The following is a 24,552-nucleotide window of genomic DNA, read 5'->3' as shown; positions in this document are numbered from 1 at the left end:
CCGGTTAGCCCCGCGCGTCGCGGATGGCGCCGAGCAGGATCGGAGCCACCTCGGCACGACACATCACGAAGTCGGGCAGGTACGGGTCGGGCTGGTTGTAGCGCATCGGCGAGCCGTCCAGCCGGGACGCATGCATACCCGCGGCCATCACCACTCCGACCGGCGCGGCCGAGTCCCATTCCCACTGGCCGCCGGCATGCAGATAGGCGTCGACGTCACCGTCGATGATGGCCATCGCCTTGGCGCCTGCCGAGCCGATCCCCACCGGCTGGATCGCCAGCGTCTGCCGGATCCGGTGCAGCACGGCCGGTGGCCGGGTGGCACTGACGGCGATCCGCAGTGTCTGCGGAATACCGACCCGCGCCTGGCTGTCGGTCACGGTGTCACTGCGGTACACCATGTTGTCCCGAGCGGGCAAAGATACTGCCGCATCAGTGATTTCGCGCTGTCCATCAGTGGGACGCTGCCACAGCGCGATGTGCACCGCCCAGTCGTCACGCCCCGGCGTGGAGAACTCGCGGGTGCCGTCCACCGGGTCGATGATCCACACCCGGTCATTCTTGAGCCGCGCAAGATCGTCGTAGGCTTCCTCGCTGAGCACCGCATCGTCGGGGCGCTCGGCCCGCAGCCGCCGCAGGATCAGCTCATTGGCCAGGCTGTCGCCCGCGTCGCCGAGCATCCAGGGATGGCCGAAGCCGATCTCCTCGCGCACTTTCAGCAGCAACTCCCCCGCGTCGGCGGCGAGATCGGCGGCCAATTCGGCATCGCTCATCTCTTCGGGGGCCGGGCTCACCGCTTCAGTATCGCCGACGCCAATGCCGGGCCTTAAAACGCGGGCCACGGAATGGGGCGATGCCGGCTCGGAACGGGCATCACCGGGTTTTCCAGCAGCGCGTGTGCCCGCATGCCCAGCGCCGCGATCTCCGAGGAGGTGATGTGTTCGGCCAGCACATCGCCGAACTCATCGCCCAGCGCCTCGGCCAGGCCGGCGACGGCCTGCAGCATTTGATCGTCGATCGGCTTGCCGGCCCAGCCCCACAACACCGTCCGCAGCTTGTTCTCGACGTGCAGGCACACCCCGTGATCGACGCCGTAGATGTGGCCTTCGAGGTCGCGCAGCACGTGACCGCCCTTGCGGTCGGCATTGTTTATCAGCACGTCGAACACCGCCATCCGCCACAATCGAATGTCGTCGGCGTGCATCAGGATGACCTCGTCGCCGTCGTAGTCCTGGGCTCGTAGCACCGGCAGATAACCCGGCTGTTGATTGTGGGCGGGGAACAGGTCCACCAGATCCGGCCCCGGCCGTGGGTCGGTGTCCACCGCGTCACCGGGCTGTTGCACCCATAGCTGCAGCATGCCCGGACCAGCTGGACCGCGACGAATGATGGTGTAGGGCACCAGGTTCCAGCCCAGTTGCGTCGACACCAGATACGCGGCGAATTCGCGGCCGGCGAGCGTCCCGTCGGGGAAATCCCAGAGCGGCTGCTCACCGGAGATCGACTTGTAGACGCAGTGCACGCTGGACTCGTCGCGCGTGGACTCACACAGGAAGGTGGCGTTACTGGCCGAGCGGATCCGTCCGAGAACGGTCAGCTCGCCGTCCCGCAAGACTGCGCGATCGTCACTCCTGTTATTCAGGGGGGTCATCGTTAGACCCGAGCAGCGCACCGCGCTTATAGCCGTTGGAACGCGCGCAAATGTGGCCCTCAGGGTCCAGCGGTTCGTCACACAGGGGGCATGGCGGACGTCCCGCCGAGATCACGCGATTGGACCGGGTGGCGAATTGGCGTGCCGACTCCGGGGTCAAAAACACGCGCACCGCGTCGGGACCCTCATCGGTGTCGTCGAGCACGACCGAGGCGTCGAACTCGGCGTCGGTGACGGCGAGCAGTTCGACCACCACCGTCTGGGCTTCCGAGTCCCAGCCCAGGCCCATGGTCCCGACCCGGAATTCCGCGTCGACGGGCGTGCTGAGCGGGTTGAGGTCATCGACCTCGGCGGGCTCCGGCGGGACGGGTGTGCCGAACCGGCGATTCACCTCGATCAGCAGCGCACCGATGCGTTCGGCGAGCACCGCAACCTGTTGCTTCTCCAGCACCACGGAAACCACCCGGGAATCGCCCTCCGCTTGGATGTAGAAGGTGCGATTTCCGGGCTGACCGACGGTCCCGGCCACGAAGCGGTCGGGTGTGCGGAATACATGAATTGCGCGAGGCATGGCACCTCCCAAAATACCGGCTGTTGCCCTCGCAACGCGATTCGATCGGTTGCGGTAGCGGAATTAGTCTGTGGTTCCCCCGACCACCGCGTCGCTCGACGGCTCCGCCTCGGCCGGTTGTTGTTGCGGCTCTTCTGATTTGTCACTTTCGGCGTCACCGGAGGGCGGCGGTCCGGCCCGCAATGCGGCGGCCAGCCGCCCGCCGGTGTGGTTGACGTGTAACACGAACGGCCGAAGCGTGGTGTAGCGGATGACACTCACCGATGCGGGGTCGGCAGTGACGCGCTGGAAGCCGTCCAGATGCATGCCGTATGCGTCGGCGATCAACGACTTGATGACATCACCGTGAGTGCAAGCCACCCACAGCGCGTCACCGTTGTGCTCCTCGCTCAGCCGCCGGTCGTGTTCGCGCACCGCGGCGACTGCGCGCGCCTGCACCTGTGCCAGTCCCTCGCCGCCGGGAAAGACCGCGGCGCTGGGATGAGCCTGCACCACCCGCCACAGCGGCTCGTTGGCCAGCTCGCCGATCTTGCGGCCCGTCCAGTCGCCATAGTCCACCTCGGCGAGCCGGTCTTCGACGAGCGGCTCCAGGCACAGCGCCTCGGCCAGCGGCACGACCGTGTTCCGGCAGCGCAGCAGCGGCGAGGTGACCACCGCACGAATCGGCAGGTCACCGATGCGGTCGATCAGCCCGACGGATTGCTCGCGGCCCTTGTCGTCGAGGTCGACACCTTCGGAGCGGCCAGCCAGGACGCCCGCGGTGTTGGAGGTCGAGCGGCCGTGGCGTAGCAAGATGACGGTCATGTCGCGGCCACCGTTCCGGTCGTTAGCAGGGTCAGCACGACGGCTCCGGCCACTACCCGGTAGCCCACGAACCAATACATGCTGTGCTGCACCAAAAACCGCAGGAACCAGGCCACCGCGGACAGACCGATGACGAACGCGATAACTGTGGCCACCAGCAGCTGCGGGCCGGTGGCGCTCATGCCCGAGGTAACCGGGTGAAAAGCGTCCGGGATCGAGAACAGCCCGGAGGCGAACACCGCGGGAATGGCCAGCAGAAAACCGAATCGAGCGGACAGCTTCCGGTCGAGTCCTAAGAACAGCCCGGCGCTGATCGTCGCCCCGGACCGTGACACGCCCGGAATCAGAGCCAGACATTGCGTGGCCCCGACCACCAGGGCGTCCCGCCAGTTCAGCTGCTCGACGTGACGGGTCTGCCGGCCAAGGTACTCGGCCAGCGCGATCACGGCCAAAAACACCACCATCGCCGTCGCGATCACCCACAGGTTGCGCACACCGGAGCGGATCTCGTCTTTGAACAGCAGACCCAGCACACCGATCGGGATACTCCCGATGATGACGTACCAGCCGATCCAGTAGTCGAGATCGCGGCGTGCCTTTACTACCAGGCCGGCGAACCAGGCCTTGAGGATGCGCCAGATGTCGCGCGCGAAGTAGACCAGCACAGCGGCCTCGGTGCCCAACTGGCTCACCGCGGTGAACGAGGCGCCGGCGTCGCCGGAGAAAAAGACCCGGGAGACGATCGCCAGGTGCCCGGACGACGAGACCGGCAGGAACTCGGTCAAACCCTGCACTACAGACAGCACGGTGACCTGCCACCACGACATCGCCGCTACCGCTGCCACGACGACGACCGTACCTGGTGCGGGTCGCCGCTAGCTGAGGTGACTAGTGAGGGACGGGGACCGCTGCAGCGACCGAGTCGCGCACCGCGGCGGTCAGACTGCGCTCGTCGGTGACGTCGATGTCGACCAGGCCACGCACCGCGGTCGCGACCACGTCCTCGGCCTGCGGAACCGGCCCGGCAAGGTGCGTCCGGTAAATTTCGACGACGAGCGAACGATGCTCAATGTGAAACGAAAAACTGCGTCCATCACCGACTTGCCCGTACCCGCTCGCAAAGATCCCTGTCGAAATATCTTCGACAGCAAACTCTTTGTCTGCGGTATGCCAGTCAGCGATGACGGTCACAATCCGACGATACCTCTCCAGTGCGGGCGGATGCGGGCAACATGGCCCCATTGGATGCGCCAGCGTTCCTTAGAATTTGAACTTCATGTCCGCCGATTCAAGGTTGGTTGTTGCTAACACGACGTAAGCACCAGAAACGAACAGCTCAGCGGCGTTTTGCTGGCCTGCTTATTTTGCTAGCGCTGGTCGCTGGCTGTTCATCGAATCCGCTCGATAGCGCCCCGCCCACCATTGAGGCGGCACGTCCGGCGGTGTCGCCGGCAGTATCGCAAGATCCGGCCGGCACGGTGCGGCCGCTGGCCGGGCACGCGGCGGCGACACTGTTCGACGACGGCACACGCCAGCTGGCGGTTTTGGCCCCCTCCGAAAACGCAGCCGATCCGCGAGCCTCCGCCAGCATCACCGTGTTCGGCCAAGGGCAGGTCGCGCCGCGGGTGATCGCTTTGCCGGGACCGACGAGCGCGCTGACCGGCGACGGCCACGGCACGGCCTATTTGGCCGCCCGCGGCAGCTATTTCGTGGTGGATCTGGCCACCGGGCACACCGCGCGGGTGACTGTCGCCGATTCGGCGAGCGTGGATTTCACCGCTATCGCACGCCGCGCCGACGGCTTGCTGGTGCTGGGCAGCGCCGACGGCGCCGTGTACACGCTGGCTTCGCCGCCCGACGGCACGGGCACCGCGGCGGTCAAGAGCCGGAAGAAGATCTTCGCCAAGGTTGATTGGCTTGTCACACAAGGAAATACGACCGTGGTTCTGGATCGCGGACAGACCTCGGTGACGACGATCGGCGCGGACGGTCGTGCCGACCAATCATTGCGGGCCGGCCAGGGCGCGACGACGATGGTCGCCGATCCGGTGGGCCGGGTCCTGGTGGCCGACACCCGCGGCGACGAACTGCTGGTGTATAGCGTTGATCCGCTGATCCTGCGACAGGCCTACCCGGTGCGGCAGGCCCCGTACGGATTGGCCGGCTCTCGCGATTTGGCGTGGGTGTCACAAACCGCATCGAATATGGTTATTGGTTACGATTTATCAACCGGAATTCCCGTCGAAAAGGTGCGTTACCTAACTGTGCAGCAACCCAACTCGTTGGCCTTTGACGAAGCTTCGGGCACCTTGTACGTGGTGTCGGGATCCGGGGCGGGAGTTCAGGTCATCGAGCATGCGGCGGGACCGCGTTGACCGCGGCGCGGTGGAGCCGGCTACCGGCAGGCTGGGACACGGACATGTCCGACGACTACGAGTGGGTGCCGTTGCGCCTGCCGCCGGAGGTGACCAGGATCAGCGCCTCCATCCGGTTGTCCATCGAGGCTGAATATCGCGGCTGGGAGCTGACCCGGGTGCGCCTCTACACCGACGGCAGCAGACGGGTGCTGTTGCGCCGCAAGAAATCTCGTGTCAATGGCCGACGGCCCGATCAGCCGGAACTGTGACGGCGCACGAGCGGCGTCTTAGCGTGTACGGCTTGCTACGCCGGCTGTTCTTCGTGATTCCGCCCGAACGTATTCACACCCTGGTGTTCGCCGCCCTGCGCGGCGCGACCGCCGCCGGGGCGTTGCGGCGGCTGCTGCACCGGCTGCTTGGCCCGACCGATCCGGTGTTGGCCAGCACGGTGTTCGGCGTGCCCTTCCCCGCACCGCTGGGCCTGGCCGCCGGCTTCGACAAGGACGGCATGGGGCTGCTCACTTGGGGCGCCTTAGGTTTCGGGTATGCGGAGGTCGGGACCGTCACCGCGCACCCGCAGCCCGGCAATCCGGGTCCGCGGTTGTTCCGGCTGCCCGACGACCGGGCGTTGCTCAACCGGATGGGGTTCAACAATCACGGCGCCGGGGAGCTGGCCACCCGGCTGGCCCGCCACCAGCCGGACGTGCCGATCGGGGTGAACATCGGCAAGACCAAGGTCACACCGGCCGACGAGGCCGTCGAGGACTACCGGGCCAGCGCCCGGCTGGTCGGCCCGTTGGCGTCGTATCTGGTGGTCAACGTCAGCTCGCCCAACACGCCCGGGCTGCGCGATCTTCAGGCCGTCGAGTCGCTGCGGCCCATCCTGTCGGCCGTCCTCGCCGAAGCGTCGGTACCGGTGCTGGTGAAGATCGCGCCGGACGTCTCCGATTCCGACGTCGACGACATCGCGGACCTGGCCGTCGAACTGGGCCTGGCCGGCATCGTCGCGACCAACACCACGGTGTCGCGCGACGGTCTGCGCACGCCGGGAGTCGACGCGCTGGGCCCCGGCGGCATTTCCGGGCCGCCGGTGGCGCGGCGCGCGGCCGAGGTGCTGCGCCGGCTCTACCGCCGGGTCGGCGATCGGCTGGTGCTGATCAGCGTCGGGGGCATCGAGACCGCCGACGACGCCTGGGAGCGGATCACCGCGGGCGCCTCGCTGCTGCAGGGCTACACCGGCTTCATCTACGGAGGCGGCTTGTGGCCCAAGCACATTCACGACGGCATCGCGAAGCGGCTACACGACGGCGGGTTTACCTCGCTGAGCGATGCGGTCGGCTCGGCCGCCGGAGAGCTACCACCCGGCTAAATCACGCCGCGCCGTCTTCTCCGTCAGCCAACAGGTTCTCCGGGTGATGGAACGTGTTCACCCTTGGCTGCCCGCGGTCGAGATGTGGTGGCGGGATCCATTCCGTGTCACCGTCTTTGCGTTTTCGAGTGTTCCAGCCGGCCTCGAGCAGTTTGTGATCGGGGCCGCAGGCCAGCGTGAGCTGGTCGATGTCGGTGCAGCGGGTTGTTGCCCAGTCTTCGACATGGTGCACCTCGCACCAGTACCCGGGTATGTCACAACCCGGTCGAGTACAGCCACGATCTTTGGCGTACAACACTATTCGCTGCCCAGCCGAGGCCAGCCGTTTGGTGCGATACAGCGCAACGGGTTTGGCATCGTCGAAGACCACCAGGTAGTGGTGGGCGTGGCGGGCCAGACGGATCACATCGCGGATGGGGAGGACGCTGCCGCCGCCAGTCAGTCCCTTACCCGCTGCGGCTTCGAGGTCTTTGAGCGTGGTGGTCACGATGATCGTGGCCGGTAAACCGTTGTGCTGTCCTAGTTTTCCACTGGCCAGTAGTGCCCGCAGCGCGGCGTTAATTCCGTCGTGATTGCGCTGGGCGTTGGTGCGGCCATCGCACCGTACCGCGTCTTGATCGGCCTCGCCGTCCACGACAGGCACGTCATCGTCGGGGTTGCACATGCCGGGAGTGCCGGATTTGGCCAGCACGGCCTCGACGGTCGCGCGGGCCTCGGGAGTCAGCCAGCCGCTGAGCCGCGACATGCCGTCGATGTCCTGCTTGCCCAGAATCAGCCCACGCCGGCGGGCCCGGTCGCCGTCGGTGTAGTTGCCGTCGGGGTTCAGGCAAGCGGCCAGCCGGTCGGCGAGTTTGGCGACCTGGTCGGGCCGATACTGGGTGGCGTGTTCGGCTAGATCCTTCTCCGCGCATTCCCGGGTCTCGATGTCCACCCACTGCGGCAGCCGGTCGAAGAACTGGCGGATCACCGCGATGTGGGATGGGCCGATCTTGCCGTCGCGCTGGGCCGCTGCCGTCGCGGTCAATACCGGCGGCAGCGGCTCGCCGGTGAACGCACGCCGCGGCCCCAGTTCGACTGCCTCGGCAATACGCCGGCTGGCTTCACTGCGCGTGATTCGTAGCTGGTCGGCGAGCACCGCGGTCAGAGTTCCACCCAGCTCACCAGAGTCGGACTGTTCGCAGATCTGGTTGATCAGTTCATGCCCGGGCGCCCGCAGGCGCCGAGTCTCGCGTTCGAGTCGCTCCAGCAATGCCAACCGTTCGGGAGTGGTCAGCACATCGAACGTGTGCCCCACAACGCGCGACACCGCGCTGCGCAGTGCGTCGAAACCCGCTTGGATCTCCTCGCGACTACTCGAACTCATGTTCGAATGATAATCGCGCCCACCGACAGAAAACGCCGGCCCTGAAATCACTGAAACTAAAGTGACTCAAGTGGTTTGGGGCGCTCCGAAAACAGCAGCCGGGTCAGCAGCACAGAGATATTCTTTGCCATCGCGAACAATATGCAAGCTACACGCGATGCTGTAATTCGCTGTTCTCCGTGCTGACGACAACTGTATGGTGGCCGCACCACAATCGATCCTCCCAAAGGAGACCTCCGGTGCGATTCAACCGATTGACGATTGTCGGAACCACTGCCATCGCAGTGGTTATTGCGAGCTGCGTGAGTGGCACGGCCAACGGCGAGCCGCCCGACACTTCCACCTGTTACGACCTTGGCGGCGCCAAAGACGACCTGATGCTCGCCTCGAAACCGGAGACCGCCCGCAAAGCTGCCGACACGCTGGAGAAGTACAGTCCTCCCGACCAGGTTAAAGCCGCGATCGAGCATTTCGTCACCACGGCTGGCGCCCAACCCAGCGATCCCACTCTCGACGTCAATCGCAGCTCAATTGCCAACTGGCTCAAGCAAATGTGCCCGATGTTGAACACCTACTGAAGGTATTCGGCGACGAAATCCACCGTGCGGCGGTGCCATTCGAAATAGCGCCGCACCATGTGGTGACCCACGCCCTCGATGCCCACCCACTGCGCATCAATCCCCCGCTCGCGGGCTCGTAGCGTCTGGATGCGAGAGCTGACTGGGTCGGTCCGGGTATCGGCGGTGCCGTGCACCACCAGCAGCCGGGTGGACACCGGAATCAGGTCACCGTCGTCGCGGGGCCAGTACGGCGCCAGTGCGACCACGGCGCCGACCTGCCCGTCGGCAGCCAGCCTGGTCGCGACTCGACCACCCATCGAATGACCAACCAGAACAATGCTTTTCGGCTCGAACCGGTGACGGACATCGTCAAGGGCGGCGGTGGCGTCGGCCACCGCGTCGTAGCGCGGACTGTTCCAGCCGCGGAGGCGGTACTGGACGCGTCGCACCTCGACGCCGCGGCCCAGTCGCCACCGCAACGCGGCAGCGACCAACATCATCCGGATGTTGGCCAGCTGCCACCAGCGGGAAGCCTCGTCGCTGCGCACTCTGCCGCCGGGCAGAACCAGCACACACGCGCGACGCTTCACGACTTTCATTCGGAGCCCAGGCCGGTGCGGTCGGAACTGCGCTCAGTTCTGTTCGTAAGTGCCGACGATGTAGGCCCGCGCGATCGCGTGCTGGAACAGATTGAAGCCGAGAAACGCCGGGCTGGCGTCCTCGCTGAGGTCCAGCTTGTCGACGTCGACGGCGTGCACCGCGACGAAGTAGCGATGCGCACCATGTCCGGGCGGCGGCGCGGAGCCGATGTAGCGGCGCATGCCGGCATCGTTGACCAGCTGCTGCGCGCCGCCGGGTAACTCGCGACCGTCTCCGGCGTCCGCGGGCAGCTCGGTGACGTCGGCCGGCAGGTTGGCCACCGCCCAGTGCCAGAAGCCGGACGCCGTCGGGGCGTCGGGGTCGTAGACGGTGACCGCGAAGCTGCGGGTCTCCGCGGGGAATCCCGACCAGCTCAGCTGTGGGCTGACGTCTTCTCCCCCGGCGCCCATGATGCCGCTGACCTGCGGCGTGGCCAGCGGCTGACCGTCGGTGATCGAGGTCGAGGTCAGGGTGAACGACGGCAGCTTCGGCAGCGCGTCATACGGGTCGGGCAAGCTCATGGGCGATCCTCTCGTTTCGGTTCTCTGCACTAGCAATGGGTCAGGAAGTGGGCCAGCACCTCGACGCCGAACCTCAGCGCATCCACGGGTACCCGCTCATCGACGCCGTGGAACAGCGATGCGAAATCCAATTCCGGCGGTAGCTTCAGCGGCGCGAAGCCGAAGCAACGAATACCCAAGCGCGCAAAGGCTTTCGCATCGGTGCCGCCAGACATCATGTAGGGGACCGTACGGCCGTCCGGGTCGATCGCCAGCACCGCAGCGTTCATCGCATCGACCAGGTCGCCGTCGAAGCTGGTCTCGTACGACGGCAAATCCCTGATCCACTCCCGCGTCACGTCCGGCCCGATCAATTTGTCGATCTCCGCCTCGAACGCGGCCTGCCGGCCGGGCAGCACGCGACAGTCGACCACCGCTTCGGCGGTCCCGGGAATCACATTGGCCTTGTACCCGGCCTTGAGCATCGTCGGGTTGGCGGTGTCGCGCACCACCGCTTTCAACATGCGAGCCATCGGGCCCAACTTTTCGATCGCGCCCTCCACATCGCCGGATGCGGTGTCGAAGGTCAGGCCGGTCTCCTCGCTGATGGCGGCCAGGAACTGCACCACGGTGTCGGTCATCACCAGCGGGAACCGATGCCGGCCGATCCGGGCGACCGCCTCGGCGAGCAGAGTGACAGCGTTGCGATCGTTGGCCATCGACCCGTGGCCGGCCTGACCGCGGGCGGTCAGGCGCATCCACTGGATGCCCTTCTCGGCCGTCTCGATCAGATACAGCCGGCGTTCACCCCCGTCACGACGCGGCACGGTCAACGAGAAACCACCCACTTCGCCGATCGCTTCGGTGATGCCGTCGAACAGCTCGGGGCGGTTCTCGACCAGCCAGTGCGATCCGAAGCGGCCGCCGTGCTCCTCGTCGGCCACAAACGCGAACACCAGATCACGGGGCGGCACGATGCCCGCCTGCTTCAGCTGGCGCGCGACGACGATCATCATGCCGACCATGTCCTTCATGTCGACCGCGCCGCGGCCCCAGACATAGCCGTCCTCGATCGCGCCGGAAAAGGGGTGCACGCTCCAGTCGGCCGGTTCGGCCGGCACCACGTCGAGATGCCCGTGGATCAGCAGTGGGCCGCGTGAGCGATCCGCGCCCTCGAGGCGGACGAACACATTGCCCCGCCCGGGTGCGCCGGACTCCAGATACTGCGGCTCGTAGCCCACCTCGGCGAGTTGCTCGGCGACCCAGTGCGCGCATTCGGCCTCACCCCGGGTGGTTTCGCGTTCACCGGTGTTGGTGGTATCGAACCGGATCAACCTGCTGACGACTTCGACCACATCGTCACTCGGATGGTTGGGAACTCCGTTCTCAACGGTCACAACCACCTTTCCTACCATTGCCCGGGACGCCCGGCTCGGGCAGCGGAAGTCCCGGGCCGGGCATCGGCGAGCTAACTTGGGTCCGCGCGGGCCGATCCGCTAGCCTTAGCTGCCAACTCTCGTTGGTCTGGTCCGAGTGGCGGAATGGCAGACGCGCTAGCTTGAGGTGCTAGTGCCCTACTAATGGGCGTGGGGGTTCAAGTCCCCCCTCGGACACAACTATCAAAAACCGCATCAGGCGTTTCGGCTCAACTGGCTCCGGTGCACACGTCGGGCCGGTGGCACCGGAGCCAGTTGAGAAATCAGGTTTGGCGCGCCGTCAAGCCCAGCTGGACCTGACGGCGCTGTCGGTGCTGGCCATGTTGTTTCCCGCGGACTGAACCTTCTGGCCGTGCTGGTTGGCCTGCTCGTAGATCACCTGGAAGTTGCGCCCCAACTGGGTGATGAACTCCTGGCAAGACACCGAACCGGCGCCACCCCAAAAGTCACCGGCGGCCAGCACATCGCGAACGATGGCCTGGTGCTCGGCTTCCAGCGAAGCGGCCTGTGCGCGGATCCGGGCGCCGTGGGCGTCTACTTCTCCGTACTGGTAATTGATCGACATTGTCCATGTTCTCCCTTGAAAGTGTTGGTTAGCAGCGAGTTTCGCGGCTAGTGGCCGAGGGCCTGCTGCGAGGCGTGCTCTTGCGTCTCGTAGTTGTTCGCATCGCGTCTCAGCCCGCCGCCCACATCGTGGAGCATGTTGATGATGTTGGTGAACGCCTGGTTCATCTGCCCCATGGTGTCGTACGAGGCCGCCTGAGCCCGACCGCTCCAGCCCGCGCCAGCGATGTCCATCGACGACGCCCACATCTTGCGAGCCTCATCCGACACCTCCTGCGCGTGCGCATCAAAGCGACCCGCCATCTCACGCATCGCATGCGGGTCGGTCATAAAACGTGTTGTCATATTGCCCTTCTCCTTAGGTGATCATCAAGGCGCAGTTACGCCATTTTCCATTTTCAACTAACCAGCCGGAGCTAATTGTATCTATAACCTGGAAGAGTTTCTAGTAACAAATGTCGGAAACTGCGAATTGCGCGATCAAATTTGGAAGGCTTTCCTGAGGTCGGTCTTTGATCGTTACGGCCAGTGCGTTGCCATTGGGGGCTGCGGTCGGCCCGGCTGAGGGCCTGATTGCCAAATGGGCAGATAGAGTTGCCGGGTGAGTTCTCCCCAAAAAAGGCAGCTCCGGGCGCAGGCACGCAGGTACGCCTTGCTCCGCGCGACGGTCGAAGTCGCCGCCGCCAAGGGCTTCGCTGGCCTCACCCACCGTGCGGTCACCGAGCAGGCGAATCTCCCGTTGGCAACAGCCAGTTACTTCTTCAATTCGATCGCTGACCTGGGCCGTGAGGCTCTGCTGGTATTCGTCGGAGAGGACATCGCAAACCTGCACCAATTGGCATCGGCACTCGCGAACGAGCACCGAACCACCGATGAAGTGGCAACGGCGTTTGCGTTGGCTGCCGCTCCGCGATGGCCAGACACCGCCGCACTTCTCGAGGCCTATCTCACCGCCGCCCGTCAACCTGAGTTTCGCGACACGATGGGCGAAGCACTGACCGCCGCGCACGCCGTGGCAGCGGCCGCCGCTACGGCGGCGGGTATGCCCGAGCCGCAGGAAATTGCCGCGGGGTTGGTCGCGCTCGCACACGGATTCGCCCTGCATAATTTGGCCCTCCCGGACATCGTCGACATTGACGACCAGCGACGTGCCATGCGAACCATGCTCATCGGGCATCTTGTCGAATGTGGACGAATCGATGAGGTGCTGCGCATTACCGCGCAGCAATAGTTCGGCGCCGCCCGATTGGTTATCCGACACCGATGTGCGGCACCACACTGTGCGGCCGCTGCGCCGCAGTCGGAGTCGCGGCGCCGCGGCTGGTCATCGCGCCCGGCATGCCACCGCCGAGACCGCCGAGGCCGGGGGGCATCGGCGTCATCGGAGTAGTCCCCGCAGCAGCCACCGGCTCCTCGGTAAGCACGGTGGGATTAGATATCGCGCCCAGTCCGTGTAGAGCCGAACTAGCCATCCCCACCGGCGACGAACCCGGCCAGGTGGGCGGCACTGACATGGCTCCCACCAGCCGTGACTGCCCGAGACTTGCCGAAATCCCCCGACCCATTGCCTCGCCACTCAGGCCCTTTACGGCGGTTGCGGTAGCGAAGGGGGACTTGGGCAGGTCGGCGGCAATTCCCTCAACTGCCGCACCGACCAACCCGGTCGCATTCGGCTTCGCGGTTTGTCCCAACTGCATGAGCGGGCCCATCACCGTGCCGATTGGCCCTAACGCTGCCTGCGCCGCCGACATCAATTGTGATACGCCCATCTCGGATGCCATCGTTGGCGCCCCGGACACCCCTCTGGCAAGTGAAGACATCCCCGGGGGTGGCACTGCTGCCGGCGCCGGCGCCGGCGGAGCCGACGCCGAGGCAGCGGCTCCCTCCAAATTCACCGGCGGTGCATCAAATGGCGTCAACGCTGCAGACAACGACATCGCCTCGCCGTGATAACCGGACATCGCGGCCACGTCCTGCGCCCACATCTCCATGTACTCGCATTCTGTAGATTCGATCGCCGGAGTATTTTGTCCTAAGAAATTCGTCGCTATCAAAGCCAGAGATAGCGTTCGATTGGCCGCTATCACCGCCGGATGCACCGTGGCAGTCATTGCCGTCTCAAACGCCATTGCCGCCAGTTGGGCTTGAGCTGCCGAGAACGTCGCATGCGCGGCGGCCGCCGTCATCCAGGGCACATACGGCGAAACTGAAGCCGCCATCGCTGCTGACGCTGCCCCCGTCCACGGTCCACTTGTCAGGTCGGTAAGCACCGATTGAATCGCCGCTGCCGTCGCTTGCAAATCCGCGCTCAGCCCTTCCCAGGCGGTTGCCGCCGCGAACAACGGGGCCGGCCCCGCACCAGTAAAGATTCGCTCCGAGTTGATCTCGGGCGCCAACCACGCAAAATCCAACATCGCCGCAATCCCTTCAATCAATCCGACACTTCAACGGATCCGATGACGGCCGACAAGCAGCCCCGCCGGTGGGAAGCCCGCTATCAGTGGGCTTATATATGACACTAGAAACGGTTCCTGAGATTACCTAGAATATTTTCTAGATTTTTAATGTGAATCATTGCGGCAATGCTTTCAGGGGGCGTTGTATGCAGGGCGTAGATCGCAGGACCGGGATGACCGAGGAGAACGGGTCACATATGCACGCGCACAGGCGCGGTGGAGTGTACAAAGCACTGCGAACCGCGGTCATCGCCGTCGTTGCGCTGATCGCCGTCCTCTCGATACCGGTCAAGCAAAGGTGTGGCGCACCGGGCATTTGGTGTGCCGCGGCGGTGGATTCGCAGGGCTACGCGCATCACTACTACGAGGTCGAACCGCTGGGTGTCTACCTCGTCGAAATTGTCACCGGCTCGAATAGTCGTCTCTTCTACGAGTCCGGCGAGGACCTCGAGGAGCCGTCACACACAACGCCACAGACACGTAGCCCCGCAGGGTCTCTCCCTGATCGATCGATCAGGTATCTCGTCGAGCCCAGCACCAAAACCCCTGCCGCCCGGTTGGAGCCGACATTGAGGTGACCCCCACTCCGCCCGCGGCGAACTCGAGGCATAGCAGGTGAACCGAACATCACTTCGCCTAAACGGCGACGTCGAGCAACTCGGTTTGTGCGTTGTGGATCTTGGCCGCAAGAATTTCGGGCTTGGCGACTGCTGGCACGGGGTATCAATCCCGTCGTGGGTGCGGCGGCCGCTGCGTTGGCCGCACGGACTACTGATCCCAGGATCGCCAAAGATGTTGCCGCGTCCGTCATTATCTTAGGGGACGCGACTACAAACGACATGAAGCCCAACCCTTCTCACCAAACACCCAGCCGCAACCACCGGACACAACCTCGACAGCGAAACGTCACCACCGCCAAGTAGCGACAAGCTAACAACCTCCAGCTAAACAATTCCTTAGAAACCTAGAAGAATTTCCAGTTTCTAAGAAACACCAGCAACATATGCACCAATCGACATACATTGGCAGCAATGACTGGAGAACCATCACGGGAGCTCCCTCCGGGCGATTGCATCGATCGAGATTGAGGTCCGACTCACGATCGTGGAAAAACACCAGCGCCCCGATACGGGTATCGACGAATCGTATTGTCTTCAATAACAAAGGGATTGACCACCGGGGAAGGCGCGTAACGCTTCGCCGATCGCCCAAATTGAGCGACTGGTGCAATCGCCCGAGAGGGTCGCTCGATCCGACGCAGTTCATTATCCGCGTCGCCCGCGCCTGGCAACACGATATTCGGTGTGGGCAAACCCGATACCACCACGCAGGCTGGGTGCGAGTTTAGTTGCCGTGCAACATCTTTCGTAGCGAATCCGTAAAGAATTGAGGCCAGATATTCACCCGATCGACACCGCCGCGACCGTTCGCGTCGAGTTCATCCCCCATGGGACGGTCCCTATCCACGATCAGTTTTGGGTGGAACGAGTCTAGCTAATTCTCAAGCCGCACAAGGTTATTGAATTTGCCGTGGGCAATTTGACTGGAGATCCTTGGTTGCGGCGTAGGGTGGTCGCAGGCACCTAGACTGGGGTGGACCCATGAACCCACGGAACGGCTTCCTGCGCCGAACGGTGACGCGAACCTTCCACGACCGCCACGATGCCGGTCGTGCGCTGGCCGAGCAGCTAACGGCCTACCGCGGCAAGGACAACGTGCTGACGCTCGGGCTAGCGCGCGGCGGCCTTCCGGTCGCCTGGGAGATCGCCTCGGCGCTGCACGCGGCACTGGATGTATTCCTGGTCCGCAAGCTCGGGGTGCCCCGCGCCTCGGAACTCGCGATGGGCGCACTGGCCAGCGGCGGCGGCGTGGTGATGAACGACAACGTGGTTTCCAGCCTGCACATCACCGACGAGCAGGTCCGCGAGGTGATCGACAGCGAGACGGCCGAACTGGCACGACGCGAGCACGCGTATCGGGGTGGGCGCCCGGTCATCGACCCACGGGGCAAGATCGTGATCCTGGTCGACGACGGCATAGCGACCGGTGCGAGCATGCTGGCTGCAGTTCGGGCGGTCCGGGCCGGTGGACCGGCATCGATCGTCGTCGCCGTCCCGGTGGGCCCGGAATCAGTCTGCCGCGAACTCGCCCAGGTGGCCAACGAGGTCGTGTGCACGACGATGCCGCCCGCATTCGAGGCTGTGGGGCAGGTCTATGCCGACTTTCACCAGGTCAGCGACGACGAGGTGCGCCAGCTGCTGAATACGCCGACGCGCTGAGCGAGATCGGTTACTTAGTCGAGTCGTCGACGGCTTCGGCCGAAACCGTCGACTCCTCGGTCGCGCCGTCAGCAGCGGCGGCGTCCTGCGCGCTCTCATCCGCGACTTCTTCGGGGTAGTCGACCGCGTCGTCAGCAGCCGGCTCTTCGTCGTCGCCTTCGGAACGCTGCTGGCGTTCACGCAGTGCGTCGACGATCAGCAGCACCACACCTAGGACGCTCGCGCCGATACACACCCAGGCCACCAGCTCGTTGCTGGTCACGACGGCGAACACCAAGGCCACAAGCCCAATCAGGGCTAGTACCAGCGCAATGATCAGCATCGGTCATCCTCAAGCCGAAGGGCGGGACTGCCAGGTCCAGTGCACATAAGTGTGCCGAACGTGGCGTCCGGCACTACTCCCGGCTAGTTATTGCCCCGATTGAATTGGTCGAACCCACCGGTATCAGCGCTCGAGTCGACGGGAGCCGCCGATCCGCGCTGACCGAGTTCCTCAAGCTGGGACTCGAGGTAGGTCTTCAGCCGGGTGCGGTATTCGCGTTCGAAGGTGCGCAGCTGCTCAAGACGGCCTTCCAGCACGGTGCGCTGCTGGTTGATGGTCCCCATGATCTCGGTGTGCTTGCGCTCGGCGTCGGCCTGCAGGGCGTCGGCCTTCTCCTGGGCTTGACGCAACTGCGTCTCGGAGCGGGTCTGGGCGTCGGCCAGCATCGAGTCGGCGCGCTGACGGGCCTCGGTGACCGTGGTCTCGGCGGTCTGACGGGCCTCGGTCATGATCTGGTCGGCGTTGTTGCGGGCGTCGGACAGCATCTTGTCCGATTCGGCCTTTGCGGTGCTGGTCAGCCGATCGGCGGTGTCCTGGGCCAGGCTCAAGACGCGGGCCGCCTTCAGGGCCTGCTCCTCGTTGGTCCCCGTCGCGGCCAGCGCCGGAGCCGCCCTGACGGGTTCGGGCTCGGGCTCGAAGACAGGGGCAGGCGGGGTGGGCGCGGGTGCGACGGCAGCAGCGGGGGCAGCGGCGGCGGCACCGCCACCGATGGCCAGTTCGCGGTCGAGTTCCTCGATCCGCTGGCGCAGATCGGAGTTCTCTTCAATGAGCCGCGTCAGCTCGTTTTCCACCAGGTCGAGGAATGCGTCAACCTCGTCCTCGTTGTAACCGCGCTTGCCGATAGGCGGCTTACTGAACGCCACATTGTGGACGTCGGCTGGTGTAAGCGGCATTGTTTCGTCCCCTCAAGTTCCTGTCAAGTTCCTGTCAAACGTTCCCGAAAGTGTAGAACGGAGTGGCAGCGGTTGTGCAACTGCCGCCCATCCTGTCACACCAGACCCGGCGGTTGCCGATTGCCCAATAAATTAAGACCCAATTTCAAACACTAAGAGCCATAAAATCCCAATCCTTAGAATTTGCAAATCGCGCGCATCAAACCGAGGCCGAACCGTGGCCAAACCGTCGCTCAGAGCCGTCGGCATCCAATGCGGCTTACGCCGCGGCGCCGAAGGCGAGCTGCATGCCGATAAACGCGACCAGCAGTAGCACCATGATGGACAGATCGAAGCGGATCGCACCGATGGTGAGTTGAGGGATCAGCCGACGCAGCAGCTTCACCGGCGGATCAGTAATCGACATGATGATCTCGAGGACCACCACGGTGATGCCGGTGGGATGCCAGTCACGGCTGAACGAGCGAATGAACTCGACGACGACCCGAGCGATGAGCAGCAGCCAAAAGATGAACAGCGCAAACCCAAGGATCTGAAAGAACAGCACCAACGAGAGCCCGACCTTACCGATGAGATGTCAATCCCCGCGCGGTAGCGCGGCAATCGCAAGAGTACCGACTCACCTGTGGGCCGACATCTCATACACGCCGCATCGGCAGCTGGACCGCTGATGCCTAACGCCGCTGCCTAGCGGGGTGGATGTGGTTATTGGTAAGCGTAGAAGCCAGTTTCGGCGATCCGGCGGCGCTCCTCCGGCGAGACGTCGACGTCGGCGGGCGACAGCAGGAACACCTTGGTCGCGACCTTGTCGAACGAGCCCCGCAACGCAAAGGCCAGACCGGCAGCGAAGTCGACCAGCCGTTTCGCGTCGGCGTTGTCCATCGATACCAGGTCCATGATCACCGGGGTTCCGTCGCGGAACCGCTCGCCGATCGTGCGGGCCTCGCTGTAGTCCTTGGGCCGCAGCGTCGTGATCTTCGACAGCGGGTGGCCCTCTTCGAACATCATCGCCATCCGGCGCGGGTCCATGGCCAGCGCGCCGCGGGTGGACCCGTTGCGCAGCCACGACCCCAGGCGCGGGCGGCCCATGTCCGGGCGGTCGAACTCGCGGCCGCGGAACGGCGGCGGCTCGTCCGCGTAACCGCCGCGGTAGCCGGCGGGCGCGTAGTCGCCCGGCTCGCCACGTGGATCGTCGTAGTCGGGACCGTCATAGCCGCGGCCGTAACCCTCGTCGAAACGAGCACGCGGGAAACCGCGGGAAGGTGCGCGGTCGTCGTAATACTCGTCTTCGTAGTCGTCCATTGGGGCCATACCGAAATAGGCCTTGACCTTGTGCAGTGTGCTCATTGCGTACGACCCCTTCTAGCCCCTGGGATTTCTGTTGTCTGTGATGAAGGTGTGACTACAGTGACTATTCACGGTGACGGTAGCCGCCGTGGACCCATTAGCGCGGTACCGACACGCACACACGTCGAACCGTGTTTTACCGCGATTTCTAAATCGTTGGACATGCCGGCGGACAAACCGACCGCATTCGGGTGCACTTCGAGCACCCGGCGGTGTGCGGATTGCAACCGCTCAAAGGCTGCGGCGGCGTCGGCGTCCAGCGGCGGAAGGCCCATCAACCCGACGAGTTCCAGACCTTGCGATTCCTCGACCTGCGCGCACACCTCGTCGAGGGTTCCCGGCGTGGCGATGTCGATGCCGCCGCGCGAGATATCGCCATCCAGGCTCACCTGAACGTAGACGCGCAGCGGGTGCTCCCGTCCACCCTCGGCCAGCGTCGCCATCACCGCGCGGTCCAGCGCCGTCACCAGTTGGGTGCTGTCGACCGAATGCGCGGTGTGCGCCCAGCGTGCCATCGACCGCGCCTTCTTACGCTGAATCTGTCCCACCATGTGCCAGTGCAGCTCGCGAGAATCCGGTCGCGCAGAAGCCGCCGCCAACCGAGTGAGTTCCGCCACTTTTGCCGTTGCTTCTTGTTCCCTCGATTCACCGACCGACCGACAACCCAATCGGGACAAAATCGCAACATCGGTTGCCGGAAAGAATTTGGTAATAGGGAGAAGTTCAATTTCGCCGACATTGCGACCCGCTGCTTCCGCGGCCATCGCTAGTCGCGAACGCACTGCCGCCAACGCATGAGTCAATTCAGTTTCGCGGTTGCCCTGACTCGATCCCGCGTCTGATATTCCAACCGCCATAGCGGTCACTCCATCCAGATCAGCGACGCCAGTCGCCCAGTCGGCGCGTCCCGGCGATGGCTGAACAAAGCACGGTCGGCCACTGTGCAGCGCGGATCGATGTCGATCGAGTTGACGCCCAAACCCTTTAGCTGGCAAGCGATTCCGGCCCGAAGATCGAGACCCGGCGTTCCGTTCGCGGTGGTGGCGCGACTGCCCGGCAGCGCCGCCTCGACCTCGTCGGCCATCGCCGCGGGCACTTCGTAGTTGCGTCCGCTGACCGCTGGGCCCAGCAGCACCGATATGTCGTCCGCTTGCGCGCCCAGCTTCAGCATCGCCTCCACCGTGCGAGTTACCACTCCCCGCTGCGCGCCGACGCGTCCGGCGTGCACCGCCGCGGCCACACCGGCCCGCGCATCGGCCAGCAATACCGGCACACAGTCGGCCGTCACCACGGCCAACGCCAGTCGGGGTGTACGTGTCACCAACGCGTCGGTGTCATCGAACGCGACATTCCGCGGCCGGTCGACGACCTCGACCCGGTCGCCGTGGACCTGGTTCATCCACACCACCCGGTCGGCACCCAGGCCGATGGCGCGGGCCAGCCGGGCACGGTTGGCGGCCACCGCGGCGGGGTCGTCACCAACATGGTCGCCGAGGTTGAAGCTGTCGAACGGTGGCTTCGAGACGCCGCCCGCGCGGGTGGTCGTCACTCGCCGGATGCGAACGGTCACGTAACCAGTATCCGAGATTCCGCGCCGACCAACCGTCCCCGACGCGTGGCCGGGGCCGGGGGTCGGGTGCATGTCCGTTCTCAGCGGCGCATGAAGGGCGGCACATCGACGTCGTCGTCATCGCCACCGATATTCAAGGTCGAGCCGTTGGTGTGCACCGGGACGCTGACGGCGTCGACCGGCTCGAATAGCGTCGAGGTGAGCTTGCCCGCCTTCGCCGACTCGATCCGGTGTGCACCGCCGGCCTTCTCTGCCTTGTCGGCACCGACCACGGGTTTACGCCCGGGTCCGGCCGCGTCGAAGCCGGCCGCGATGACGGTGACGCGCACCTCGTCGCCCAGCGAGTCGTCGATGACGGTTCCGAAGATGATGTTGGCGTCTTGGTGCGCCGCGTCCTGGACCAACGAAGCTGCCTCGTTGATTTCGAACAGGCCCAGGTCGCTACCGCCGGCGATCGACATCAGCACGCCCTGGGCGCCCTCCATCGACGCCTCGAGCAGCGGCGAGTTGATGGCGATCTCGGCGGCCTTGAGCGAGCGGCCTTCACCGCGGGCAGAGCCGATGCCCATCAGCGCGGTGCCCGCGCCGGACATGATGCCCTTGACGTCGGCGAAGTCGACATTGATCAGGCCGGGCGTGGTGATCAGGTCGGTAATGCCCTGGACACCGTTGAGCAGCACCTCGTCGGCGCTGCGGAACGCATCCATCAGCGACACCGCGGCATCGCCCATCTGCAGCAGTCGGTCGTTGGGGATCACGATCAGGGTGTCGCAGCTCTCGCGCAGCGACCCGATGCCATTTTCGGCCTGGTTGCTGCGTCGTTTGCCTTCGAACGAGAACGGCCGGGTGACCACGCCGACGGTCAGCGCGCCCAGCTTGCGGGCGATGCTAGCGACGACGGGTGCACCGCCGGTGCCGGTTCCGCCACCTTCGCCGGCGGTGACGAACACCATGTCCGCGCCGCGCAGCAGCTCCTCAATCTCGTCCTTGGCGTCCTCGGCGGCCTTGCGCCCGACCTCGGGATCGGCGCCGGCGCCCAATCCACGGGTGGAGTCGCGGCCTACGTCGAGCTTGACGTCGGCATCGCTCATCAACAGTGCCTGCGCATCGGTGTTGATCGCGATGAACTCGACGCCCTTGAGGCCCTGTTCGATCATCCGGTTGACGGCGTTGACGCCGCCGCCACCGATACCCACAACCTTGATGACGGCCAGGTAGTTATGCGGGGGGGTCATCATCTCGTCTTCCTCCCTGGTGGGATTCGGTTCTACCGGAACGGTGGCGGTCCCCCTGGCAAACTCTCAACCTCAACCATAGAGTTAGAGTTATGTCAAGTAGTTCCGCGCAACCAGAACGGTATGGGCACGATGCGCGCTAACCCTGCAGGCGCGCCGAGGCGCCGCACGCAAATTTCGGTCAATTTTTTGGTGTTTGGCGTGCCCCGGAGTGCGGGCCGCTACTTGACGGTTGGCAAATCAGGACTGGACACGTCGTAGGTCTTGCCCGGCTGCGTCAGCAGCGCGGCCAGCTTCTCGGCCTTTTCATCCGTCCGGTCCGTCGTACCCCAGATCACCACTCGCCCATCACCGAGCGTGAGGGTAATCGAGGCCAGCGACGGCGCCGCGATCCGGCCCACCTGATCCGCAACCTCCGGCCGCAGCGCCAGCAGCACCTGTAACGCGGCCATGGTCGTCGGGTCGGTCGGTCCGGGGTTGGTGACGTCGATATACGGCAGCGCCGGCGGTGGCGGGCCGGTCGCGAAGTCGACACCGTCGCGGTCGAATAAGTGCGGCCCGTCGGGAAAGTCCTTTACTACCACGGGAACTCGCTCGACGATCGTGATCCGCAGCGCCGAAGGGTATTGACGCTGCACCCGGGCGCTGGCCACCCGGCGGATCGCCGCCACCCGGTCGGCGACCTGATTGGTATTGACCTGCAGCAGCGGCGTGCCGATCCGCACCCCGGCCGCGTCGAGGACCTCCTCGCGGCTCACCGCACCGTTGCCGGTGACGACGATGTTGCGCGCCGACATCACCGGCGTGAAGTAGAGGATCAGCGCCAGGCCGACTCCGACGATCACCACCAGCACCGTCGCGAGGAACAGCTTCAAGCCCCGGACGACGCCACGGCCAACGGGTTTGGGTTGGTTGACGATGCGGCCGCTGGCCCGGCGCTTGGCTTCGCGGCGCGCTTCCTCGATCGCGGTGGCGCGGGCCTGCGCGGCGCGACGCTCGGCCCGTTCGCGCCGCTCCCGACGGCGTGGTCCCTCGAATCCGGCTTGCTCGGGCTCGGTGTGATCGTTTTCCGGTTGAACCTCTTCGACGGGGATCGGTTCGGTGACCGCGTTGTCCACCGAATCGGCGGCGGCGTCGGGCGGCTCGGTGGCCTCGCCGGAGTCGGCGACCAGGTCGGTGGGTGTGGGCTCGTTGGGCTCGGTCATCGCAACACCCCGGGCGCACCGGGCGCGCCGCGGCTAGCCCGCACCCGCAGCGCCGTCACGATCTCGGGCCCCAGCAGCGTCACGTCGCCGGCCCCCATCGTCACGATGACATCACCGGGACCGGCGGCGGCGGCCACCTGATCGGCGACCGCAGAGAAATCCGGCAGGTAGCGCGCCGGCACGCTGATGTGCTCGGCGACGCTGGCCCCGCTGACACCGGCCAGCGGCTGTTCTCGGGCGCCGTAGACGTCGAGGACGAACACCTCGTCGGCGGCGTTGAGTGCGTGACCGAAGTCAGCAGCGAAAGCCTTTGTCCGCGAATATAAGTGGGGTTGGAAGACTACCAGCGCGCGACCCTCGCCGCCCTGCTCGACAACCGTGCGGACGGCCGCCAGCGTCGCGGCGATCTCGGTCGGATGGTGGGCGTAATCGTCGAATACCCGCACCGATCCCACCGCTGCGACCAATTCGAAACGGCGTCGCACGCCCTCGAAACCGCCGAGTCCGTCGAGCACCTGATCGGCCGGGGCGCCTACCTCGATCGCGGCCAGCAACGCGCCGAGTGCGTTGAGCGCCATATGCCGACCCGGCACCGACAGCCGCATGGTGCGCACGGCTTGGTCGCCCAATTGGATGTGTGCGACAGCTCCGGTGCCCTGCTGCTCCCACGACAGCAGGGTGCCGGCCAACTTCTGGTCCGGCTCCCCTGGCGACCCGGACCCGTAGCGCAACACCCGGACTCCCAGTTCGCTGCTGCGCTGGGCCAGCGCCGCGGCCCCGGGATCGTCGGTACACACCACCAGCGCGCCGCCCGGGGCCAGCCGCTCGACAAAAGCGTCGAAGACGGCGACGTAGGCGTCTGGGCTGCCGTAGAAATCCAGGTGATCGATCTCGATGTTGGTGACCACCGCGACGTTGGGCGTGTATTCCAGCAGCGAGCCGTCGCTTTCGTCGGCTTCGGCGACGAAGCAGTCGCCGCTGCCGTGGTGCGCGTTGGTGCCGGCCTCACCGAGATCCCCGCCCACCGCGAACGACGGGTCGCGCCCGCAGTGCTGCAGGGCCACGATCAGCATCGACGTCGTCGTGGTCTTGCCGTGGGTGCCGGTGACCATCAGCGTGGTCAGCCCATCCATCAGCTTGGCCAGCACCGCCGGCCGCAACACCACCGGAATGCCGCGGCGCCGGGCCTCAACCAGCTCGGGGTTGGTCTTCGGGATGGCAGCGTGAGTGGTGATGACCGCGGTCGCACCGCCGGGCAGCAGGTCCAGCGACGACGGGTCGTGCCCGATGCGGATCGGCGCGCCACGGGCTCGCAGCGCGTGCACACCGCGGGACTCCTTTGCGTCCGACCCCGACACCAGCCCGCCCCGGTCCAGCAGGATGCGGGCGATGCCCGACATTCCGGCTCCCCCGATGCCCACCATGTGCACCC

General features: G+C 65.3%; 28 protein-coding genes, 1 tRNA gene and 2 pseudogenes. 8 read left to right on the top strand and 23 right to left on the bottom strand.

What is annotated here, in order from left to right:
- Window positions 1–4: 4 nt before the first annotated feature.
- From H7K34_RS02390 to H7K34_RS02365, 6 genes are all read right to left on the bottom strand, one after another.
- The gene (locus H7K34_RS02390) at window positions 5–772 is read right to left on the bottom strand and encodes a 3'(2'),5'-bisphosphate nucleotidase CysQ (RefSeq protein ID WP_264060477.1); all 768 of its coding nucleotides are present in this window, start codon (window positions 770–772) and stop codon (window positions 5–7) included.
- 53 nt (window positions 773–825) lie between these two features.
- The gene (locus tag H7K34_RS02385) at window positions 826–1,650 is read right to left on the bottom strand and encodes an SCO1664 family protein (protein WP_264059519.1); all 825 of its coding nucleotides are present in this window, start codon (window positions 1,648–1,650) and stop codon (window positions 826–828) included.
- Window positions 1,634–2,221, bottom strand: a complete 588-nt coding sequence (locus H7K34_RS02380) for a DUF3090 domain-containing protein (protein ID WP_264059517.1) — start codon at window positions 2,219–2,221, stop codon at window positions 1,634–1,636. Before H7K34_RS02380 ends, H7K34_RS02385 begins: the two co-directional genes overlap by 17 nt.
- 63 nt (window positions 2,222–2,284) lie before the next feature.
- The gene (locus H7K34_RS02375; RefSeq protein ID WP_264059515.1) at window positions 2,285–3,025 is read right to left on the bottom strand and encodes a histidine phosphatase family protein; all 741 of its coding nucleotides are present in this window, start codon (window positions 3,023–3,025) and stop codon (window positions 2,285–2,287) included.
- The gene (locus H7K34_RS02370) at window positions 3,022–3,852 is read right to left on the bottom strand and encodes an undecaprenyl-diphosphate phosphatase (protein ID WP_264060471.1); all 831 of its coding nucleotides are present in this window, start codon (window positions 3,850–3,852) and stop codon (window positions 3,022–3,024) included. The genes H7K34_RS02375 and H7K34_RS02370 overlap by 4 nt, the downstream gene beginning before the upstream one ends.
- A 61-nt stretch (window positions 3,853–3,913) precedes the next feature.
- Complete coding sequence (locus tag H7K34_RS02365) at window positions 3,914–4,216, bottom strand: hypothetical protein (protein WP_264059514.1); 303 nt, start codon at window positions 4,214–4,216, stop codon at window positions 3,914–3,916.
- Window positions 4,217–4,326: 110 nt separating this feature from the next.
- Between H7K34_RS02365 and H7K34_RS02360 the strand changes: the two genes are divergently transcribed.
- Genes H7K34_RS02360 through H7K34_RS02350 form a run of 3 tightly spaced genes read left to right on the top strand, consistent with a single transcriptional unit; the run spans window position 4,327 to window position 6,751 of the window.
- A complete protein-coding gene (locus H7K34_RS02360; protein ID WP_264059512.1) occupies window positions 4,327–5,400 on the top strand; it encodes a YncE family protein in 1,074 nt (357 codons plus the stop codon).
- Complete coding sequence (locus H7K34_RS02355) at window positions 5,397–5,651, top strand: DUF5703 family protein (protein ID WP_264059509.1); 255 nt, start codon at window positions 5,397–5,399, stop codon at window positions 5,649–5,651. The genes H7K34_RS02360 and H7K34_RS02355 overlap by 4 nt, the downstream gene beginning before the upstream one ends.
- A gap of 23 nt (window positions 5,652–5,674) precedes the next feature.
- Complete coding sequence (locus H7K34_RS02350; RefSeq protein WP_264060468.1) at window positions 5,675–6,751, top strand: quinone-dependent dihydroorotate dehydrogenase; 1,077 nt, start codon at window positions 5,675–5,677, stop codon at window positions 6,749–6,751.
- A gap of 1 nt (window position 6,752) precedes the next feature.
- Here H7K34_RS02350 and H7K34_RS02345 read toward each other — a convergent pair whose 3' ends face one another.
- On the bottom strand, window positions 6,753–8,114 hold the full coding sequence (locus tag H7K34_RS02345; protein WP_264059507.1) for an HNH endonuclease signature motif containing protein: 1,362 nt from the start codon (window positions 8,112–8,114) through the stop codon (window positions 6,753–6,755).
- 302 nt (window positions 8,115–8,416) lie between these two features.
- On the opposite strand from H7K34_RS02345, the gene H7K34_RS02340 reads away from it, so the two are divergent.
- Window positions 8,417–8,692, top strand: coding sequence for a hypothetical protein (locus H7K34_RS02340; protein ID WP_264059506.1), 276 nt, complete (start codon window positions 8,417–8,419; stop codon window positions 8,690–8,692).
- Here H7K34_RS02340 and H7K34_RS02335 read toward each other — a convergent pair.
- The 3 genes from H7K34_RS02335 to H7K34_RS02325 are packed head-to-tail and all read right to left on the bottom strand — an operon-like array spanning window position 8,686 to window position 11,228.
- Window positions 8,686–9,264 (bottom strand): alpha/beta hydrolase family protein, encoded by a 579-nt coding sequence (locus tag H7K34_RS02335; RefSeq protein WP_264059505.1) that lies wholly within the window; start codon window positions 9,262–9,264, stop codon window positions 8,686–8,688. The genes H7K34_RS02340 and H7K34_RS02335 overlap by 7 nt on opposite strands.
- 42 nt (window positions 9,265–9,306) lie before the next feature.
- Window positions 9,307–9,834, bottom strand: coding sequence for a YbhB/YbcL family Raf kinase inhibitor-like protein (locus H7K34_RS02330; RefSeq protein ID WP_108921779.1), 528 nt, complete (start codon window positions 9,832–9,834; stop codon window positions 9,307–9,309).
- A 29-nt stretch (window positions 9,835–9,863) separates the two neighbouring features.
- Window positions 9,864–11,228 carry a M20/M25/M40 family metallo-hydrolase gene (locus H7K34_RS02325; RefSeq protein ID WP_264059498.1) on the bottom strand — a complete coding sequence of 455 codons (1,365 nt, stop codon included), beginning with the start codon at window positions 11,226–11,228 and terminating at the stop codon, window positions 9,864–9,866.
- Between the two features lie 112 nt (window positions 11,229–11,340).
- On the opposite strand from H7K34_RS02325, the gene H7K34_RS02320 reads away from it, so the two are divergent.
- A tRNA-Leu gene (locus H7K34_RS02320) sits at window positions 11,341–11,426 on the top strand.
- Window positions 11,427–11,529: 103 nt separating this feature from the next.
- On the opposite strand, the gene H7K34_RS02315 is transcribed toward H7K34_RS02320, so the two are convergent.
- Both H7K34_RS02315 and H7K34_RS02310 read right to left on the bottom strand, forming a co-directional pair.
- On the bottom strand, window positions 11,530–11,814 hold the full coding sequence (locus H7K34_RS02315; RefSeq protein ID WP_264059491.1) for a WXG100 family type VII secretion target: 285 nt from the start codon (window positions 11,812–11,814) through the stop codon (window positions 11,530–11,532).
- 47 nt (window positions 11,815–11,861) lie between these two features.
- The gene (locus H7K34_RS02310; protein WP_264059488.1) at window positions 11,862–12,158 is read right to left on the bottom strand and encodes a WXG100 family type VII secretion target; all 297 of its coding nucleotides are present in this window, start codon (window positions 12,156–12,158) and stop codon (window positions 11,862–11,864) included.
- A gap of 256 nt (window positions 12,159–12,414) precedes the next feature.
- Between H7K34_RS02310 and H7K34_RS02305 the strand changes: the two genes are divergently transcribed.
- Window positions 12,415–13,044: a TetR/AcrR family transcriptional regulator gene (locus H7K34_RS02305; protein ID WP_264059485.1), complete on the top strand. Its 630-nt coding sequence runs from the start codon at window positions 12,415–12,417 to the stop codon at window positions 13,042–13,044.
- 19 nt (window positions 13,045–13,063) lie between these two features.
- On the opposite strand, the gene H7K34_RS02300 is transcribed toward H7K34_RS02305, so the two are convergent.
- Window positions 13,064–14,227, bottom strand: a complete 1,164-nt coding sequence (locus H7K34_RS02300; RefSeq protein ID WP_264059483.1) for a PPE family protein — start codon at window positions 14,225–14,227, stop codon at window positions 13,064–13,066.
- A 239-nt stretch (window positions 14,228–14,466) separates the two neighbouring features.
- Between H7K34_RS02300 and H7K34_RS02295 the strand changes: the two are divergent.
- Window positions 14,467–14,718, top strand: a pseudogene (locus tag H7K34_RS02295) (hypothetical protein); the annotation flags it as partial.
- Here the strand turns inward: H7K34_RS02295 and H7K34_RS02290 are convergent.
- Window positions 14,697–15,110, bottom strand: a complete 414-nt coding sequence (locus H7K34_RS02290) for a PE domain-containing protein (RefSeq protein WP_264059481.1) — start codon at window positions 15,108–15,110, stop codon at window positions 14,697–14,699. The pseudogene H7K34_RS02295 and the gene H7K34_RS02290 overlap by 22 nt on opposite strands.
- Window positions 15,111–15,867: 757 nt before the next feature.
- Here H7K34_RS02290 and H7K34_RS02285 point away from each other — a divergent pair.
- Window positions 15,868–16,548: pseudogene (locus H7K34_RS02285) on the top strand (phosphoribosyltransferase); the annotation flags it as partial.
- A gap of 10 nt (window positions 16,549–16,558) precedes the next feature.
- Here the strand turns inward: H7K34_RS02285 and H7K34_RS02280 are convergent.
- The 9 genes from H7K34_RS02280 to murC all read right to left on the bottom strand — a co-directional run bounded on the left by H7K34_RS02280 (window position 16,559) and on the right by murC (window position 24,544).
- Complete coding sequence (locus tag H7K34_RS02280; RefSeq protein WP_264059479.1) at window positions 16,559–16,870, bottom strand: hypothetical protein; 312 nt, start codon at window positions 16,868–16,870, stop codon at window positions 16,559–16,561.
- Between the two features lie 83 nt (window positions 16,871–16,953).
- Window positions 16,954–17,763 (bottom strand): DivIVA-like cell division protein Wag31, encoded by an 810-nt coding sequence (wag31, locus tag H7K34_RS02275; protein WP_264059475.1) that lies wholly within the window; start codon window positions 17,761–17,763, stop codon window positions 16,954–16,956.
- A gap of 259 nt (window positions 17,764–18,022) precedes the next feature.
- A complete protein-coding gene (locus H7K34_RS02270) occupies window positions 18,023–18,313 on the bottom strand; it encodes a YggT family protein (protein ID WP_108921356.1) in 291 nt (96 codons plus the stop codon).
- Between the two features lie 155 nt (window positions 18,314–18,468).
- Window positions 18,469–19,110 (bottom strand): cell division protein SepF, encoded by a 642-nt coding sequence (locus H7K34_RS02265; protein WP_264059472.1) that lies wholly within the window; start codon window positions 19,108–19,110, stop codon window positions 18,469–18,471.
- A gap of 68 nt (window positions 19,111–19,178) precedes the next feature.
- Window positions 19,179–19,967, bottom strand: a complete 789-nt coding sequence (locus H7K34_RS02260) for a YggS family pyridoxal phosphate-dependent enzyme (RefSeq protein WP_264059470.1) — start codon at window positions 19,965–19,967, stop codon at window positions 19,179–19,181.
- Window positions 19,968–19,972: 5 nt separating this feature from the next.
- Complete coding sequence (gene pgeF / locus H7K34_RS02255) at window positions 19,973–20,680, bottom strand: peptidoglycan editing factor PgeF (RefSeq protein ID WP_264059462.1); 708 nt, start codon at window positions 20,678–20,680, stop codon at window positions 19,973–19,975.
- 80 nt (window positions 20,681–20,760) lie between these two features.
- Window positions 20,761–21,915, bottom strand: a complete 1,155-nt coding sequence (ftsZ, locus tag H7K34_RS02250; protein WP_108921360.1) for a cell division protein FtsZ — start codon at window positions 21,913–21,915, stop codon at window positions 20,761–20,763.
- Window positions 21,916–22,136: 221 nt separating this feature from the next.
- Window positions 22,137–23,120, bottom strand: a complete 984-nt coding sequence (locus H7K34_RS02245) for a cell division protein FtsQ/DivIB (RefSeq protein WP_264059455.1) — start codon at window positions 23,118–23,120, stop codon at window positions 22,137–22,139.
- The gene (gene murC / locus H7K34_RS02240) at window positions 23,117–24,544 is read right to left on the bottom strand and encodes a UDP-N-acetylmuramate--L-alanine ligase (protein ID WP_276059215.1); all 1,428 of its coding nucleotides are present in this window, start codon (window positions 24,542–24,544) and stop codon (window positions 23,117–23,119) included. The genes H7K34_RS02245 and murC overlap by 4 nt, the downstream gene beginning before the upstream one ends.
- Between the last annotated feature and the right edge of the window lie 8 nt (window positions 24,545–24,552).

The organism is Mycobacterium montefiorense (assembly GCF_025823255.1).
Classification (GTDB): Bacteria; Actinomycetota; Actinomycetes; order Mycobacteriales; family Mycobacteriaceae; genus Mycobacterium; species Mycobacterium montefiorense.
This window is presented reverse-complemented; position numbering and strand designations above follow the sequence as displayed.